The 16,750-nt window shown below is 38.3% G+C and carries 13 protein-coding genes; all 13 read left to right on the top strand.

Annotated features, from left to right (window positions below; genetic code table 11):
• Positions 1-4: 4 nt before the first annotated feature.
• The 13 genes from xerC (at position 5) to RCG25_RS17870 (ending at position 16,610) form a co-directional block, all read left to right on the top strand.
• Positions 5-940, top strand: coding sequence for a tyrosine recombinase XerC (gene xerC, locus RCG25_RS17930; protein WP_308080185.1), 936 nt, complete (start codon positions 5-7; stop codon positions 938-940).
• A 92-nt stretch (positions 941-1,032) separates the two neighbouring features.
• Positions 1,033-1,575 (top strand): ATP-dependent protease subunit HslV, encoded by a 543-nt coding sequence (hslV, locus tag RCG25_RS17925; protein WP_308080183.1) that lies wholly within the window; start codon positions 1,033-1,035, stop codon positions 1,573-1,575.
• 18 nt (positions 1,576-1,593) lie between these two features.
• Positions 1,594-3,003 carry an ATP-dependent protease ATPase subunit HslU gene (hslU, locus tag RCG25_RS17920; RefSeq protein WP_308080182.1) on the top strand — a complete coding sequence of 470 codons (1,410 nt, stop codon included), beginning with the start codon at positions 1,594-1,596 and terminating at the stop codon, positions 3,001-3,003.
• A 113-nt stretch (positions 3,004-3,116) separates the two neighbouring features.
• Entirely contained in the window at positions 3,117-3,896 is a 780-nt protein-coding gene (gene codY, locus RCG25_RS17915) for a GTP-sensing pleiotropic transcriptional regulator CodY (RefSeq protein ID WP_308080181.1), read from the top strand.
• A 383-nt stretch (positions 3,897-4,279) separates the two neighbouring features.
• The gene (rpsB, locus tag RCG25_RS17910) at positions 4,280-4,978 is read left to right on the top strand and encodes a 30S ribosomal protein S2 (protein WP_308080180.1); all 699 of its coding nucleotides are present in this window, start codon (positions 4,280-4,282) and stop codon (positions 4,976-4,978) included.
• 358 nt (positions 4,979-5,336) lie between these two features.
• Positions 5,337-6,221 (top strand): translation elongation factor Ts, encoded by an 885-nt coding sequence (tsf, locus tag RCG25_RS17905; protein WP_308080179.1) that lies wholly within the window; start codon positions 5,337-5,339, stop codon positions 6,219-6,221.
• Between the two features lie 163 nt (positions 6,222-6,384).
• On the top strand, positions 6,385-7,110 hold the full coding sequence (gene pyrH / locus RCG25_RS17900; RefSeq protein WP_308080178.1) for a UMP kinase: 726 nt from the start codon (positions 6,385-6,387) through the stop codon (positions 7,108-7,110).
• Positions 7,111-7,668: a ribosome recycling factor gene (frr, locus tag RCG25_RS17895; protein ID WP_308080177.1), complete on the top strand. Its 558-nt coding sequence runs from the start codon at positions 7,111-7,113 to the stop codon at positions 7,666-7,668. It begins immediately after the preceding gene.
• A gap of 361 nt (positions 7,669-8,029) precedes the next feature.
• On the top strand, positions 8,030-8,809 hold the full coding sequence (locus RCG25_RS17890; RefSeq protein ID WP_308080176.1) for an undecaprenyl pyrophosphate synthase: 780 nt from the start codon (positions 8,030-8,032) through the stop codon (positions 8,807-8,809).
• Positions 8,810-8,822: 13 nt separating this feature from the next.
• Positions 8,823-9,608: a phosphatidate cytidylyltransferase gene (locus RCG25_RS17885; RefSeq protein WP_308080175.1), complete on the top strand. Its 786-nt coding sequence runs from the start codon at positions 8,823-8,825 to the stop codon at positions 9,606-9,608.
• Between the two features lie 33 nt (positions 9,609-9,641).
• Positions 9,642-10,784, top strand: a complete 1,143-nt coding sequence (gene dxr / locus RCG25_RS17880; RefSeq protein WP_308080174.1) for a 1-deoxy-D-xylulose-5-phosphate reductoisomerase — start codon at positions 9,642-9,644, stop codon at positions 10,782-10,784.
• A gap of 71 nt (positions 10,785-10,855) precedes the next feature.
• Positions 10,856-12,118, top strand: a complete 1,263-nt coding sequence (rseP, locus tag RCG25_RS17875) for an RIP metalloprotease RseP (RefSeq protein ID WP_308080173.1) — start codon at positions 10,856-10,858, stop codon at positions 12,116-12,118.
• Between the two features lie 166 nt (positions 12,119-12,284).
• The gene (locus RCG25_RS17870; RefSeq protein WP_308080172.1) at positions 12,285-16,610 is read left to right on the top strand and encodes a PolC-type DNA polymerase III; all 4,326 of its coding nucleotides are present in this window, start codon (positions 12,285-12,287) and stop codon (positions 16,608-16,610) included.
• Positions 16,611-16,750 lie beyond the last annotated feature (140 nt).

Raw genomic sequence — 16,750 nt, 5'->3', positions numbered from 1 at the left:
AAGTATGTTACGATTTAGTAGCCCTTGTGAGGTGAATTTTGTGACAAATGTGAATGTTTTCCTAAAGTTATTTCTGGAGTATTTACAAATGGAACGTAATTACTCAAAATATACAATTGAACATTATCAACATGACATCAGTGATTTTTTTGTGTTCATGGCTGAGCAAGCCGTAAATCAAGTAGAAATGGTGCAATACCATGATGCAAGACTCTATCTTACTAGATTATTTGAAAAAAAACTCGCAAGAAAAACGGTTGCCAAAAAAATATCTGCATTAAGAAGTTTCTATAAATTTTTGCTTCGGGAAAAGTATGTAGAAAGTAATCCATTTTTGCTTCTAACAATACCAAAGCTTGAAAAACGGTTACCGCAATTCTTTTATGAAAATGAACTTACACTGCTATTTGATTCATGTGAAACTAATACACCTTTGGGTCAACGGAACAAAGCACTACTTGAACTTTTATATGGGACAGGGATACGAGTAAGTGAGTGCTGTCAAATCAGCTTAAAAGATCTTGATTTTTACCTATCAACAATATTAATTCATGGAAAAGGGAACAAGGAACGTTATGTACCTTTCGGAAGCAAAGCAAAAGCTGCATTAGATTTATACATAAACGATGGCAGGAAAAAGCTAATAGCCGATAAGCAATCCATTGAGACATTATTTGTTAATAACCGTGGCGGACCATTAACAACTAGGGGTACGAGAAAAATATTGAATCGAATGATTGAAAAATCTGCTTTGGATTCAAGTATTCATCCACATAAGCTGCGGCATTCCTTTGCCACCCACTTACTCAATAATGGTGCAGATCTACGTTCAGTCCAAGAATTGTTAGGGCATGCTTATTTATCTTCCACCCAGGTGTATACACATGTAACCAATGATCACTTAAGGAAAACGTATATGGCCCATCATCCAAGGGCATAAATGTATAATATTTTTCATATGGATTTTTAATGGTTACATACAATTTACTCTTTGTCTGTAAACGGAAAATACTCCTATAGGAGGTCAATTAAATGAACCAATTTCATGCAACAACGATTTTTGCTGTTCACCATAATGGTCAGTGCTCTATGTCAGGTGATGGTCAAGTTACGTTTGGTAATGCAGTAGTGATGAAGCACACAGCAAAAAAAGTTAGAAAGATATTTAATGGTAGAGTGTTAGCCGGTTTTGCTGGGTCTGTTGCTGATGCTTTCACCTTGTTTGAGTTATTTGAAGGCAAATTAGAGGAATATAACGGCAACCTACAAAGAGCGTCAGTTGAACTGGCTAAAGAGTGGAGAAGTGACAAAATTCTTAGAAAACTTGAAGCCATGCTGATTGTTATGGACCGGGAAAATTTATTATTAGTATCCGGTACCGGTGAAGTCATCGAACCAGACGATGGCATACTTGCGATTGGTTCAGGTGGGAATTATGCACTTGCGGCAGGTCGTTCCCTCAAAAAATATGCGGGTGATCATTTGACGGCGAAAGAAATAGCAAAAGCTTCTTTAGAAATAGCTGCGGAAATATGTGTGTATACGAACCACAATATTATTGTTGAAGAGCTATAACGGGAAGGAGACTGAAGAATGGGAAAAACTAATACCAATAATTTAACCCCCCGCCAAATCGTTGAAAGACTTGATCAATATATTATTGGACAGAAAGATGCTAAGAAAGCAGTTGCTGTCGCCCTAAGAAACCGCTATAGAAGAGGTTTATTGAATGACAAGATTCGGGATGAGGTCATTCCTAAAAATATTTTAATGATCGGACCTACGGGTGTTGGGAAAACAGAGATTGCCCGGAGAATTGCAAAGCTTGTTGGTGCACCGTTTATTAAGGTTGAAGCGACTAAATTCACTGAAGTTGGTTATGTTGGCCGTGACGTTGAATCAATGGTAAGAGATTTGGCTGAAACGTCTGTTCGTTTAGTTAAAGAAGATCGAATGCAAAGTGTGAAAGAGCGTGCCGAGGAAAATGCTAACAGCAGGCTGGTTGATTTACTCGTTCCTTCAGCAAAAAAATCAACCAACTATAAAAATCCGCTCGAAATGTTATTTGGTGGAGGAAACTCCTCTTCTGAACAGGAGGCACCTCAAGAAGATTATTCCGTTCAAGAAAAACGGAAAATCGTCAAAGAGAAATTGGCTTTAGGTCAATTAGAGGATGAAATGGTTACGGTAGAAGTTGAGGAACAAGCGCCGTCAATGTTTGATATGCTTCAAGGTTCAGGCATTGAACAAATGGGTATGAATATGCAAGATGCACTTAGCAGCTTTATGCCTAAAAAACGCAAGAAAAGGAAACTAACTGTTCGGGAAGCCAGGAAGGTTTTAACCAATGAAGAAGCCGCCAAGCTAATAGATATGGATGAAGTAACATCTGAAGCTATTTATCGTGCTGAACAGACTGGTATTATTTTCATTGATGAAATTGATAAAATTGCCAGCAAGAACTCAGGTGGTTCTTCAGCAGATGTATCAAGAGAAGGGGTTCAACGAGATATTCTGCCAGTAGTTGAAGGTTCAACAGTTGTAACCAAATATGGTTCCATTAAAACCGACCATGTGTTATTCATTGCTGCAGGGGCATTTCACATGGCTAAGCCGTCCGATTTAATTCCTGAACTTCAAGGACGTTTTCCAATTCGTGTGGAACTCACAAAGCTTACTGTAGATGACTTCTTTAGGATTTTAATCGAACCTGATAATGCTTTAATTAAGCAATATCAAGCTTTATTGGAAACAGAAGGTATACAAATTGAATTTTCTGACGATGCTATTCGTAGAATTGCAGAAGTAGCCTTTGATGTGAATCAAAATACCGACAATATTGGTGCGAGACGACTTCATACAATCTTAGAAAAGCTTTTAGAAGATTTATCTTTTGAAGCGCCAGATATCACGATGGACAAAATCACCATCACACCACAATATGTGGACGAAAAACTTGGAGCAATCTCCAAAAACAAAGACTTAAGTCAATTTATCCTATAGGAATGTCTAGTTTGTCGATTGGCAAAATTCTCATTCTTTATATACCTATTACGTCAAAATAGTTACATTTAAAAATTTTATAATGGTTGTAGTCAATTAGGAGGAAGAAACAGATGGATTTACTTACAAAAACTAGACGGATTAACGTATTATTACAAAAAGCAGCAGGAAAGCCGGTAAACTTTAAGGAAATGTCTGAAACATTAAGTGAAACGATTGAAGCGAATGTTTACATTGTAAGCCGTCGTGGAAAACTTCTTGGATTTTCAATTTATCAACAAATTGAAAACGAGAGAATGAAGAAAATGTTCGAAGATCGTCAATTTCCTGAGGAGTATACAAAAGGCTTATTCAATATTCAAGAAACTTCTTCAAACTTGGATATTGAAAGTCAATATACAGCTTTCCCTGTAGAAAATAGAGATTTATTCCGTGAAGGTTTAACAACAATCGTTCCAATTATCGGTGGAGGAGAACGTCTTGGTACATTAATCCTTGCAAGATTGCAAGAGAAGTTCCATGATGATGACCTAATCCTCGGTGAATATGGTGCGACTGTAGTAGGTATGGAGATTTTACGTGAAAAATCAGAAGAGATTGAAGAAGAGGCTAGAAGCAAAGCTGTCGTTCAAATGGCTATTAGTTCTTTATCATATAGTGAGCTTGAAGCAATTGAACATATTTTTGAAGAACTTAATGGTTCTGAAGGCTTGCTGGTTGCATCAAAAATTGCTGACCGTGTTGGTATTACTCGTTCTGTTATCGTAAACGCTCTAAGAAAGCTTGAAAGTGCAGGGGTAATTGAATCTCGTTCCCTTGGTATGAAAGGTACGTATATCAAAGTATTAAATGATAAGTTCCTTGTAGAACTTGATAAATTAAGATCTAACTAAAAAAAATCTCCAGGTGTGAGCCTGGAGATTCTTTTTTTAGGCTGTGTTAAAGAACATTGTTGATTTTTTACACTCTGTTGATTGGAGCGGAAGGCACGAAGACTCCTGTGGGAGTACGGTTCAGGAGAGACCCCGCAGGCGCAAGCGCCGAGGAGGCTCGCCGAAACGCCCACGAACCGCTTGTGCCTGGAGCGGAAATCAACAGACAAGTTTAATGAGCTTTTTTTTAAAAGTATACTTGATTGTTATTTGTACATGTGCTATATTATTTCATGGTGTTAATACACACGCTCGTTGATTTAAACAGATGGTGCTGTTGATTACAGTTTCTGTTTAAAGATGATAGGAGCGGAGGAAATCAAACCATTAGGAGGAAACAAAACATGTCAGTTATTTCAATGAAACAATTGCTTGAAGCTGGTGTACACTTCGGACACCAAACTCGCCGTTGGAACCCTAAGATGAAGAAATATATCTTCACAGAGCGTAACGGTATCTACATCATCGACCTTCAAAAGACAGTTAAGAAGGTAGAAGAAGCTTACAATTGGGTTAAGGACCTTGCTGGTAACGGCGGTACTATCCTTTTTGTTGGTACAAAGAAACAAGCTCAAGATTCTGTTAAAGAAGAAGCAGCTCGTTCTGGTATGTACTATGTTAACCAACGTTGGTTAGGTGGTACACTAACAAACTTTGAAACAATCCAAAAGCGTATTGGCCGCTTAAAAGATATTGAAAGAATGTCTGAAGACGGTACTTTCGAAGTATTACCTAAAAAAGAAGTTGTTCAATTAAAGAAAGAACAAGAACGTCTTGAGAAGTTCTTAGGCGGAATTAAAGATATGAAGCAACTTCCTGATGCACTATTCATCATCGACCCTCGTAAAGAGCGTATCGCAGTTGCTGAAGCTAAAAAATTAAACATTCCTATCGTAGGTATTGTTGATACAAACTGTGATCCAGACGAAATCGACGTTGTCATTCCTGCAAACGACGATGCAATTCGTGCGGTTAAGCTTTTAACTGGTAAAATGGCTGATGCTATCCTAGAAGCTAAACAAGGTGAAGAAGTTACTGCTTAATTAATTTAAGTGCTTAACAATAAAAAGGTGATAAGAGGGAGCACCCTTTATCACCTTTTTTTAAAGAGGCTATGTTAAAGAAGATTGTTGAATTTTATACCCTGTTGATTGGAGCGGAAGACGCGAAGACTCCTGTGGGAGTATGGTTCAGGGGAGACCCCGCAGGCGCAAGCGCCGAGGAGGCTCGCCGAAACACCCACGGAAAGCGAAGCGACTGGAGCGGAAATCAACAAAGCCCTTAAAGAAAACCCGCTATTCTAGTACTTATCAAAAGTACAGTAGTGAAAGAATGTTTATCTTAGCTAACAATGGCTAAGATATGAATATAGTACATAGTATTTAAAGGAGGAAGTTAATAATGGCAGTTACTGCTCAAATGGTTAAAGAACTACGTGAAAAAACTGGCGCAGGTATGATGGATTGTAAAAAAGCGTTAACAGAAACAGATGGTGATATGGAAAAAGCAATCGATTTCTTACGTGAAAAAGGAATTGCAAAAGCTGCAAACAAAGCTGACCGTATTGCTGCAGAAGGTTTAACTTCTATCCTTGTAGATGGTAATGAGGCTGTAATTCTTGAAGTAAACTCTGAAACAGACTTCGTTGCAAAAAATGAAGCATTCCAAGCACTTGTTAAGGAAATTGCTGAACACCTTCTTAAAAACAAACCAGCAACTGTTGAAGAAGCAGCTGCTCAAACAATGGAAAACGGTGCAACTGTAGCAGATCACATCAATGCTGCAATCGCTAAAATTGGTGAAAAACTTTCTCTTCGTCGCTTTGCAGTAGTTTCTAAAACTGATAACGATTCGTTTGGTGCGTACCTACACATGGGTGGACGTATCAGCGTATTAACAGTTCTTGAAGGTACTACTGATGCAGATTCTGCAAAAGATATTTCTATGCACATCGCTGCATTAAAACCAAAATACGTATCACGGGACCAAGTATCACAAGAAGAAGTTGAGCGTGAGCGTCAAGTATTAACTCAACAAGCTCTTAACGAAGGTAAGCCTGAAAATATCGTTGCGAAAATGGTTGAAGGCCGTCTTGGAAAGTACTTTGAAGATGTTTGTGTACTTGACCAAACTTTCGTTAAAAACCCTGACCAAAAAGTTCGTCAATTTGTTGAATCTAAGGGTGCAACTCTTCGTGAATTCGTTCGTTACGAAGTTGGAGAAGGTATCGAGAAGCGTGAAGATAACTTCGCTGAAGAAGTTATGAACCAAGTAAATAAACAATAGTCAAATATTCTCTTGTTTAAAAACATAAGCTTTAAGGGAATGTTACTGAAATAAGTTTTTGAATAGGGGACACGATGTGTTCCCTATTTTTCAAGAAAAATATTGTTTAGCAAAGCGCTGAAATGTAGCGCTAGTGCTTTCAAATTTACATACGGAGGTTTATATGAGCGGTCCTAAGTACAAACGCGTAGTTTTAAAGTTGAGCGGAGAAGCACTTGCTGGTGAATCTAGCTTTGGTATTAAACCTTCAGTAATCAAATCGATTGCCATCCAAGTAAAAGAAATAGCGGAACTTGGAGTGGAGGTAGCAGTAGTCGTAGGTGGCGGTAACATTTGGCGTGGGAAAATCGGCAGTGAAATGGGTATGGATCGAGCTAATGCTGATTATATGGGTATGCTTGCAACAGTGATGAATTCTTTGGCACTTCAAGATAGTTTGGAGAACTTAGGAATAGAATCACGGGTTCAAACCTCGATTGAAATGCGTCAGGTTGCAGAACCATACATTAGACGTCGTGCAATTAGACATTTAGAAAAGAAACGTGTAGTTATTTTTGCAGCAGGAACGGGGAACCCATATTTCTCAACAGATACTACTGCAGCGTTAAGAGCAGCAGAAATCGATGCTGAAGTAATTTTAATGGCAAAAAATAATGTGGATGGTGTGTATTCAGCAGATCCACGTATTGATGCAAATGCTACTAAATATGAAGATCTTTCATTCCTAGATGTATTAAAAGAAGGATTAGCAGTAATGGATTCAACTGCATCTTCTTTATGTATGGATAATGATATTCCACTTATCGTTTTCTCAATTATGGAACAAGGCAATATTAAAAAAGCCGTTATGGGTGAAAAAATAGGAACTGTTGTTAGGGGGAAAAATTAAATGCCGAAACAAGTTATTGCTGGTACTAAGGATCGTATGACAAAAGCAATTCAATCTTATACACGTGAGCTTGCTAGTATCCGTGCTGGGAGAGCAAGTGCATCCTTGCTCGATCGGATTACTGTTGATTATTATGGTGCGCCAACACCTGTCAATCAAGTGGCTGGAATTTCTACTCCAGAAGCTAGACTACTTGTTATTCAACCCTACGATAAATCAATTCTCGGTGATATTGAAAAAGCAATCCTTAAATCTGACTTAGGTTTAAATCCATCAAACGATGGGTCAATTATCCGTATTGCTATCCCACAGTTGACAGAAGAGCGCCGTAAAGAGCTTGTAAAAGTAGTGAAAAAAGAATCAGAAGAAGCAAAAGTTGCCATTCGTAACATCCGTCGTGATGGAAACGATGACTTGAAGAAGCTTGAAAAGAATGGAGAAATAACTGAAGATGCGCTTCGCGGCTATTCCGACGATATGCAAAAACTTACAGATGAATTCATTCAAAAAATCGACCAAATCACGAAAGATAAAGAAAAAGAAATCTTAGAAGTGTAAAGGTGTGATTGTCTAGCTACAGCGCCTAGCCCCTCGAGGTCAAATAACCTTCGGCACTAAAAGTCAAAGTGACGACTTTTAGTGCCGAAGAACATTTGCTTGTCGGGGCTGACCAAGGCGCTTCCGCTTTTCTGTGAAGACCCTCTATTTAGGGGGTTTTTTTCACTATTTTAGGGGTATTTTTATTTAATAAGATTACCCGAGAATGTTTTCTGAACATTATTCTTAATTCCTTTTATTTTACATAAGTTATTTATTAGAGATATCTTCTTGCTTTTTTGGTATGATAAAAGCATGTAACCGTGTTTACCCTTTACATAAACAATCGGAGGCAATGATTAATTAATTGAGGAGCAATGCTATGTTTAATAAATTTAGGCTTGGGAAGAAGCAAGAACACTCTTCCACACTCCGAGATAAAATTGAAGAATTAAAAAAACAACCGATACCTGAGCATGTTGCAATTATCATGGATGGTAATGGACGTTGGGCTAAGAAGAGGGCCTTGCCACGTGTTGCTGGTCATCATGAAGGGATGAAAGTAGTCCGCAAAACTACTATGCTGGCAAATAAACTTGGAATTAAGGCACTTACATTATATGCATTTTCAACTGAAAACTGGAAACGCCCTAAAAATGAAGTAGAATATATCATGCGTCTGCCAGAAGAATTTTTAGGTACATTTCTCCCGGAACTTGTTGAAAATAATGTTCAAGTGAAAATGATTGGATATAAAAATCAGCTTCCTGTACATACACTGCATGCAATTGAAAAAGCTATAGAAGAAACGAAAGAGAATAATGGACTAGTATTAAACTTTGCTCTGAACTATGGCAGCCGAGCTGAGATTATTGATGCAGTCAAGCAGGTCTTAAATGATAGTAAAAATGGAATACTGAATGAGACCGATCTAAATGAAGATATTTTTTCTTCCTACCTTATGACCTCTGAATTTAAAGATCCGGACCTATTAATTAGAACGAGTGGAGAAATTCGTTTAAGTAATTTTATGCTTTGGCAATTGGCCTACTCGGAGTTTTGGTTCACGGATGTTTTATGGCCTGATTTTAGTGAGAATCATTTACTCGAGGCAATCGAAGTCTTTCAAAAGAGACAGCGTAGGTTTGGCGGAATATTATGAGGTGAACTATTAGATGAAGCAAAGAATTATTACAGGAGTTATTGCTGCGGCATTATTTTTGCCCATTGTTTATTATGGTGGGTTTCCACTTGTATTATTAACCTATTTTTTAGCGACGATTGGTTTGTACGAGCTGTTAAAAATGAAGAATTTAACGATTTTTTCTGTTCATGGATTTCTTTCCGTCTTATTTCTTTGGGTTCTTCTCTTTCCAGAGGAATATTCCGAAGTGATACAATCCTTTTATTACTCAAAAACAGAAATAGGCATTGCGTTAATTTTTTTATTGTTAACCTATACTGTGATTACGAAAAATCGGTTTACATTTGAGGATGTATCCTTCTCTATACTCTCTGCTCTTTATGTAGGAATTGGTTTTTACTTCTTCTTTGAGACTAGACAAGAGGGTGGCCTTGTTTTTATTTTGTATTCCTTATTTATGATTTGGGCAACTGATTCAGGTGCCTACTTTATAGGGAAATCTATGGGTAAGAGGAAGCTATGGCCTGAAATTAGCCCTAATAAAACGATTGAAGGCTCAATTGGCGGTGTACTATGTGCAGTCATCGTATCTGTACTGTTTGTACTATTTACTGATATACATGCTTCTTTAATTGGAATAACTGTCGCCCTGTCAGTTTTTGGACAAATTGGCGATTTGGTTGAATCTGCATTTAAGCGTCATTTTAATGTGAAAGACTCAGGAAATATATTACCTGGTCATGGCGGTATTCTTGACCGGTTTGATAGCCTACTATTTGTTTGGCCGTTATTGCACTTTTTCCATCTTTGGTCTTAGGCGTATGCGTTTTATCTTTAGGAGTTGACATTATTGAAAACAATTAGCTTATTGGGAGCTACAGGGTCGATAGGCACTCAAACCCTTGATGTGATTCGTGAGCACCCAACAGAATTTAAACTAACTGCCTTATCTATAGGAAAAAATATAGAACTAGCAAGAAAAATGATTAGTGAATTTCATCCAGAGCTTGTTTCTGTACAAAACAAAAGTGATTATATAACATTAAAAACAGAATTCCCACAAGTCAAGTTTGCATTTGGTCCTGAGGGCTTAATTGAAACAGCAGTTTATGAAAAGGCGGATATTCTAGTGAATGCCGTGCTAGGAAGTGTTGGTTTAAATCCAACATTACAAGCGATTGAATGTGGAAAAACCATTGCAATTGCAAATAAGGAAACTCTTGTTACGGCAGGGCATTTAGTGATGGATGCAGCCAAACGAAATAATGTAAAACTTCTTCCAGTTGACAGTGAACACTCCGCAATTTTCCAAGCACTCCAGGGGGAAAAGGCGAAAAATATTGAAAGATTGATTCTTACTGCCTCAGGTGGCAGTTTCCGTGACCGGTCAAGAAATGAGTTAGAAAATGTGACGGTTCAAGAGGCATTAAACCATCCTAATTGGTCAATGGGAGCAAAAATTACAATTGATTCTGCTACCATGATGAATAAAGGGTTGGAAGTCATTGAGGCACACTGGCTGTTTGATATTCCTTATGAAAGAATAGATGTTCTCCTTCATAAGGAAAGTATCATCCATTCAATGGTGGAATTCCATGATTCAAGTATTATTGCACAGCTCGGGACACCAGATATGAGAGTACCTATTCAATATGCACTCACATATCCTGACCGCTTGCCTCTAGCATCGGCAAATCGATTGAATCTAGCTCAAATTGGGAGATTACATTTTCAGGAAATGGATGTTGAGAGATTTCGCTGTCTGAACTTTGCTTATATAGCTGGTAAAGAAGGCGGAACAATGCCAACAGTCTTAAATGCAGCAAATGAAGCTGCAGTAGCGGCCTTTTTAGAAGGAAAGATTCGTTTCCTGCAAATTGAAGACTTAATTGAAAAGGCATTAAGCACTCATCAAACCATCCAACATCCTAGCCTGAGCGTAATACAAGAGGTAGATCAAGAAACTAGACAGTATGTACAATCTCTTCTGTAAGGAAAGCGGAAGTGACAGTAATCAAAGTTAAGTGATTCACCCCCTATCCTTAAAAAAGGTGGTTTTAAAATTTGAGTACAGTTATTGCCTTTATTGTAATTTTTGGTGCACTTGTCTTCTTTCATGAATTAGGTCATTTTATTTTTGCAAAAAGGGCAGGTATCCTCTGTCGCGAATTTGCCATTGGTATGGGTCCAAAGGTGTTCTCCCATAAAAAAGGAGAGACTACTTATACGATTCGTCTTCTTCCAATAGGCGGTTTTGTTCGAATGGCTGGAGAAGACCCTGAAGTAGTAGAAATTAAGCCTGGATATCGTATTGGTCTTTTGTTTGATAAACAGGATCATGTGACAAAAATTATTTTAAATAATAAAGAAAAATTCCCTAATTGCCGAATTGTAGAGGTCGAGTATGCCGATATTGAGCAGGAGCTTGTCATAAAGGGATTTCCGGAAGATGAAGATGAAAGCTTGCACGCTTTTAAAGTACTTCCTAATGCAGTAATTGTAGAAAATGGAGTCGAATCACAAATCGCTCCGGTTGACCGCCAATTTGGTTCAAAAACATTAGGTCAAAGGTTTATGGCTATATTTGCTGGTCCGATGATGAACTTTATTCTCGCATTTATATTATTTATTGTTATTGCATTGCTTCAGGGTGTTCCTTCCAATGAGGCAAAATTGGGTGAAATTACTCCAGATGGGGCAGCCAAGATGGCTGGTCTAAAAAAAGGTGATATAGTTCAGAGTATCAATGGTTCGGAAATTTCTAGCTGGACCGATGTCGTTGAAATCATTCGAAAGAATCCGAATGAAGAGCTTGATTTTTCTATTGTTCGTGCCGGAAATGAAAAGGAGATTCAAGTAACTCCTCTTGAAAAAATCGTTGAGGGCAAGAAAATGGGGATTATAGGTGTTTATAGTCCTGTGGAAAAATCACCTGTTCAAGCCGTGAAGTCTGGTTTCACTGAAACTTATTTCTGGACAAAGCAAATTTTTGTTATGCTCGGCAAATTGATTACAGGCCAATTCTCTATTGATGCCCTTTCAGGTCCAGTTGGAATATATAATTCCACTGCTGAAGTAGCTAAGTCTGGAATTTATTACTTAATGAAATGGGCTGGAATTTTAAGCATTAACTTAGGGATTATGAATTTATTACCAATTCCTGCACTCGATGGTGGAAGATTGATGTTCTTTGCAGTCGAGGCAGTGAGAGGAAAGCCGATAGATCGACAAAAAGAAGGAATGGTTCATTTTATCGGATTCGCCCTCCTCATGCTGTTAATGCTCGTAGTTACGTGGAACGATATACAGAGATTTTTCTTGAAATAAAAAATTGGGATCGCGAATTGCGATCCTTATTTTTTTCGGATACATTTTTCCCGAAATGGATGAAGTTTTCTGTCGAAAATCGACGAATCATCATGTATCATATGATATAATTACTATTCAATATAAAAGAGACAGAGAGATTTTAATATAGATGGGAGAGAGAACGATGAGCGAACATGCCCTAGGCAATAAAGAGCGATTCCAACTCTTGCTCCAGCAGCTGCAATTAATAGAGGATGCTGTTGTAGTGCATTTTACAAATGCGCAAATTGAAAGACTATTGGTCGAAAAGAAAGCGAGAAAGTGGCATTTTCAATTCTTATTTGAAAAAATCCTTCCTTTTAATGTCTATATGAGGTTCACCACACAGCTGGAACGAACTTTTTCGAATATTGCTACTATTTCCTATGATATCAAAGTGCCAAATCCAAACAGTACGCCCGAACTTTTACTAGAGTATTGGAGTCATTGTATTCAACAAATTGATGGAATTTCTCCCCCTCTCTTAAAACTTTTAAATGAACAATTGCCAATCGTTAGCGGAAATAAATTATCGATTACGGTAAGAAATGAGGCGGAGGGTCTAGCCTTAAAACGAAAATATGGTTCAGTAATTGGAGATATTTTGCAATCGTTTGGTTTCCCGCTGTTTTCAATTGAAACAGATTTAAAAGTCGAAGAAAAAAATGAAGAATACGAAAAATTTCTACTGGCAAAACAAAAAGAAGATCAGGAACGTGCCCTCCTGGCAATGGTTGAAATGCAAAAGAGCGATGCAGAAAGAGACCAAGCTTCAGGGGATGTGCCTGATGGACCGCTTTCCATTGGTCTAACCATAAAGGATGATAATGATCTTCGCAGCATGATTGATATCGTTGATGAAGAAAGACGAGTAGCTGTTGAAGGTTATATTTTTGATGCGGAAATAAGAGAATTACGCAGTGGCCGTTCATTATTAACCTTTAAGATTACCGATTATACAAGTTCGCTAATGGTAAAAATGTTCTCTCGAGATAAAGAAGATGCTGCCTTGTTCCAGCGTGTGAAAAAGGGAATGTGGGCTAAGGTTCGTGGAAGCATTCAAAACGATACCTTTGTACGTGACCTTGTCATGATCGGAAATGATATAAATGAATTTAAACCTGCTGGGCGGAAAGATACTGCGCCGGACGATGAGAAACGGGTAGAATTACATCTGCATACACCTATGAGTCAAATGGATGCTGTCACACCTGTAAGTGCTTTAGTTGCTCAAGCAGCGAAATGGGGACATAAAGCTATTGCTGTCACCGATCATGCAGTGGCTCAATCTTTCCCAGAAGCATATGGTGCTGGTAAGAAAAACGATATCAAGATCCTATATGGTGTGGAAGTCAATTTGGTCGATGACGGGGTACCGATTGCTTATAATGATGCACATCGTCTCCTTTTAGAGGATACGTTTGTTGTGTTTGACGTAGAAACAACAGGACTTTCAGCTGTGTATGATACGATTATTGAATTAGCAGCTGTAAAAGTGAAGGACGGAGAAATTATTGACCGTTTTGAGTCATTTGCAAATCCGCACCATCGACTTTCAGCAACAACGATTAATTTAACAGGAATAACAGATGATATGGTGCAAAATGCACCTGAGGTAGAAGAAGTATTGCGGAATTTCCATGACTGGGTAGAGGACGCTGTTCTTGTCGCCCACAATGCATCCTTTGATATGGGATTCCTAAATGTAGGGTATAAACAAATAGGGTTAGAAAAGGCCAAAAATCCTGTTATCGATACACTTGAGCTTGGACGTTTTCTTTATCCTGAGCTGAAAAACCACCGATTAAATACCTTAACGAAAAAGTTTGATATTGAATTAACCCAGCATCACCGCGCGATTTATGATGCAGAAGCAACGGGCTACTTATTATTAAAAATGTTAAAGGATGCACTAGAAAAGGGAATCCAATACCATGATGAATTTAACAATAACATGGGTAAGGGGAATGCCTATCAACGTGCTCGTCCATATCATTGCACACTTTTAGCACAAACCGAGGCGGGGTTAAAGAATCTATTTAAGCTCGTTTCCATTGCACATATAGAATACTTTTATCGAGTACCACGTCTTCCTCGATCGGTTCTTCAAAAATATAGAGAAGGAATTCTTGTTGGCTCTGGCTGTAATAAAGGTGAAGTGTTTGAAGGGATGATGCAAAAATCTCCGGAAGAAGTCGAAGCTTTCGCGGGATTCTATGATTATCTCGAAGTAATGCCAAAAGAAGTAAATGCACCATTGATCGAAATGGAATTGGTTCGTGATGAAAAATCAATGGAAGATATTATTGGCAAGATCGTTACACTAGGTGATAAGTTAGGGCTCCCTGTTGTGGCTACGGGAAATGTTCATTATCTCAATGAAAACGATAAAATTTACCGTAAAATTTTAGTTAACTCACAAGGTGGAGCGAATCCGCTAAACCGTCATGAGTTGCCTGACGTTCACTTTAGAACAACCAATGAGATGCTCGATGCTTTTTCCTTTTTGGGTAAAGAGAAGGCAAAGGAAATCGTTGTTACTAACACGAATAAAATTGCCGATATGATTGACAACATAAAGCCGATTAAAGATGATCTCTATACACCAAAAATTGAAGGTGCCGATGAAGAGATGCGTGAAATGAGCTATTCAATGGCTCGTAAAATATATGGTGACAATCTTCCAGAGATTGTTGAAGCCAGATTAGAGAAAGAATTGAAAAGTATTATCGGCCATGGATTTGCCGTAATTTACTTGATTTCACATAAGTTAGTAAAAAAATCACTGGATGATGGTTATCTAGTTGGTTCGCGTGGATCAGTTGGTTCGTCCTTAGTCGCCACGATGACTGAGATAACGGAAGTGAACCCATTGCCACCACATTATGTTTGTCCAACCTGTAAGCATTCAGAATTCTTTAATGATGGTTCAGTTGGATCAGGATTTGATTTGCCAGATAAAGATTGTCCACATTGCGGCGCTAAATACAAAAAGGATGGACACGATATTCCGTTTGAAACCTTCCTTGGCTTCAAAGGGGACAAGGTTCCCGATATCGACTTGAACTTCTCCGGAGAATATCAACCACGTGCTCATAACTATACGAAGGTTCTGTTTGGTGAAGAGTATGTCTATCGTGCAGGAACCATTGGTACGGTTGCAGATAAAACAGCATTTGGATATGTAAAGGCCTATCAGCAGGATAACAACCTTCAACTGCGTGGTGCAGAAGTGGAGAGGCTCGCATCTGGTTGTACAGGTGTGAAAAGAACAACAGGACAGCATCCTGGTGGTATTATCGTAATTCCTGATTATATGGATGTATATGATTTCACACCGATTCAATTCCCGGCGGACGATAGAAATTCCGAATGGAAAACAACTCATTTTGATTTCCATTCCATCCATGATAATGTCTTAAAGCTTGATATACTCGGACACGATGATCCAACTGTTATCAGAATGCTCCAAGATCTAAGTGGGATGGATCCTAAAACCATTCCGACGGATGACCCTGAAGTAATGAAAATCTTTAGTGGAACAGAATCGTTGGGTGTAACAGAACAACAAATTATGTGTAAAACGGGTACGCTAGGGATTCCTGAGTTTGGGACTCGATTTGTCCGACAAATGCTAGAAGATACAAAGCCAACAACATTTTCAGAACTCGTCCAGATTTCAGGACTATCCCATGGAACGGACGTATGGCTAGGGAATGCACAGGAGTTAATTCACAACCAAACGTGTAATTTAAGTGAAGTAATTGGCTGTCGTGATGATATCATGGTCTACTTGATTTATCAGGGGCTAGAACCTTCATTTGCTTTTAAAATTATGGAATCTGTCCGTAAAGGTAAGGGCTTAAGTGAAGAAATGGAAGCCGAAATGCGGAGAAACGAAGTACCAGAATGGTACATTGACTCTTGTAAAAAGATCAAATACATGTTCCCAAAAGCACACGCGGCAGCCTATGTATTAATGGCGGTACGGATTGCGTACTTTAAGGTGCATCTGCCACTTCTTTACTATGCTGCTTATTTCACGGTTCGTGCAGAAGACTTTGACATTGAAGCAATGTCTCGTGGGCCTGAAGCAATCCGGGCAAAAATTGAGGAAATCAACGCAAAAGGACTGGAAGCATCCAATAAAGAGAAAAACCTCCTAACTGTTCTAGAGCTGGCACTTGAAATGACAGAAAGAGGATTTTCATTTCAAAATTATGATTTATATAAATCAGATGCATCAGATTTTATTATTGAAGGGAATACACTCATTCCACCATTTAATTCGATTCCTGGGTTAGGAACTAATGCAGCTTTTAATATCCTAAAAGCAAGACAAGATGGAGAGTTCTTATCAAAAGAAGACCTTCAACAACGAGGAAAGGTTTCTAAGACCATTCTTGAATATTTAGACAAACAAGGTTGTCTAAATGCACTACCTGAGCAAAACCAGCTATCTTTGTTCTAAATAGGGATAATCCTGATAAACCTCCGTTGTGTTTGCATAAAAACAATGGTTATGGTATAGTTTTATTGGAAATACTAAGAAATACTCTCGTGTTCAAGAGTGGGGAAACCCACTCTTTCGTTATGTAATCGAGGTGCTTA

The sequence above is a fragment of the Neobacillus sp. PS2-9 genome (assembly GCF_030915525.1).
Lineage (GTDB): Bacteria > Bacillota > Bacilli > Bacillales > Cytobacillaceae > Neobacillus.
Note: the sequence above shows the minus strand (reverse complement) of the source record. Positions and strands in the feature narration are given on the sequence as shown.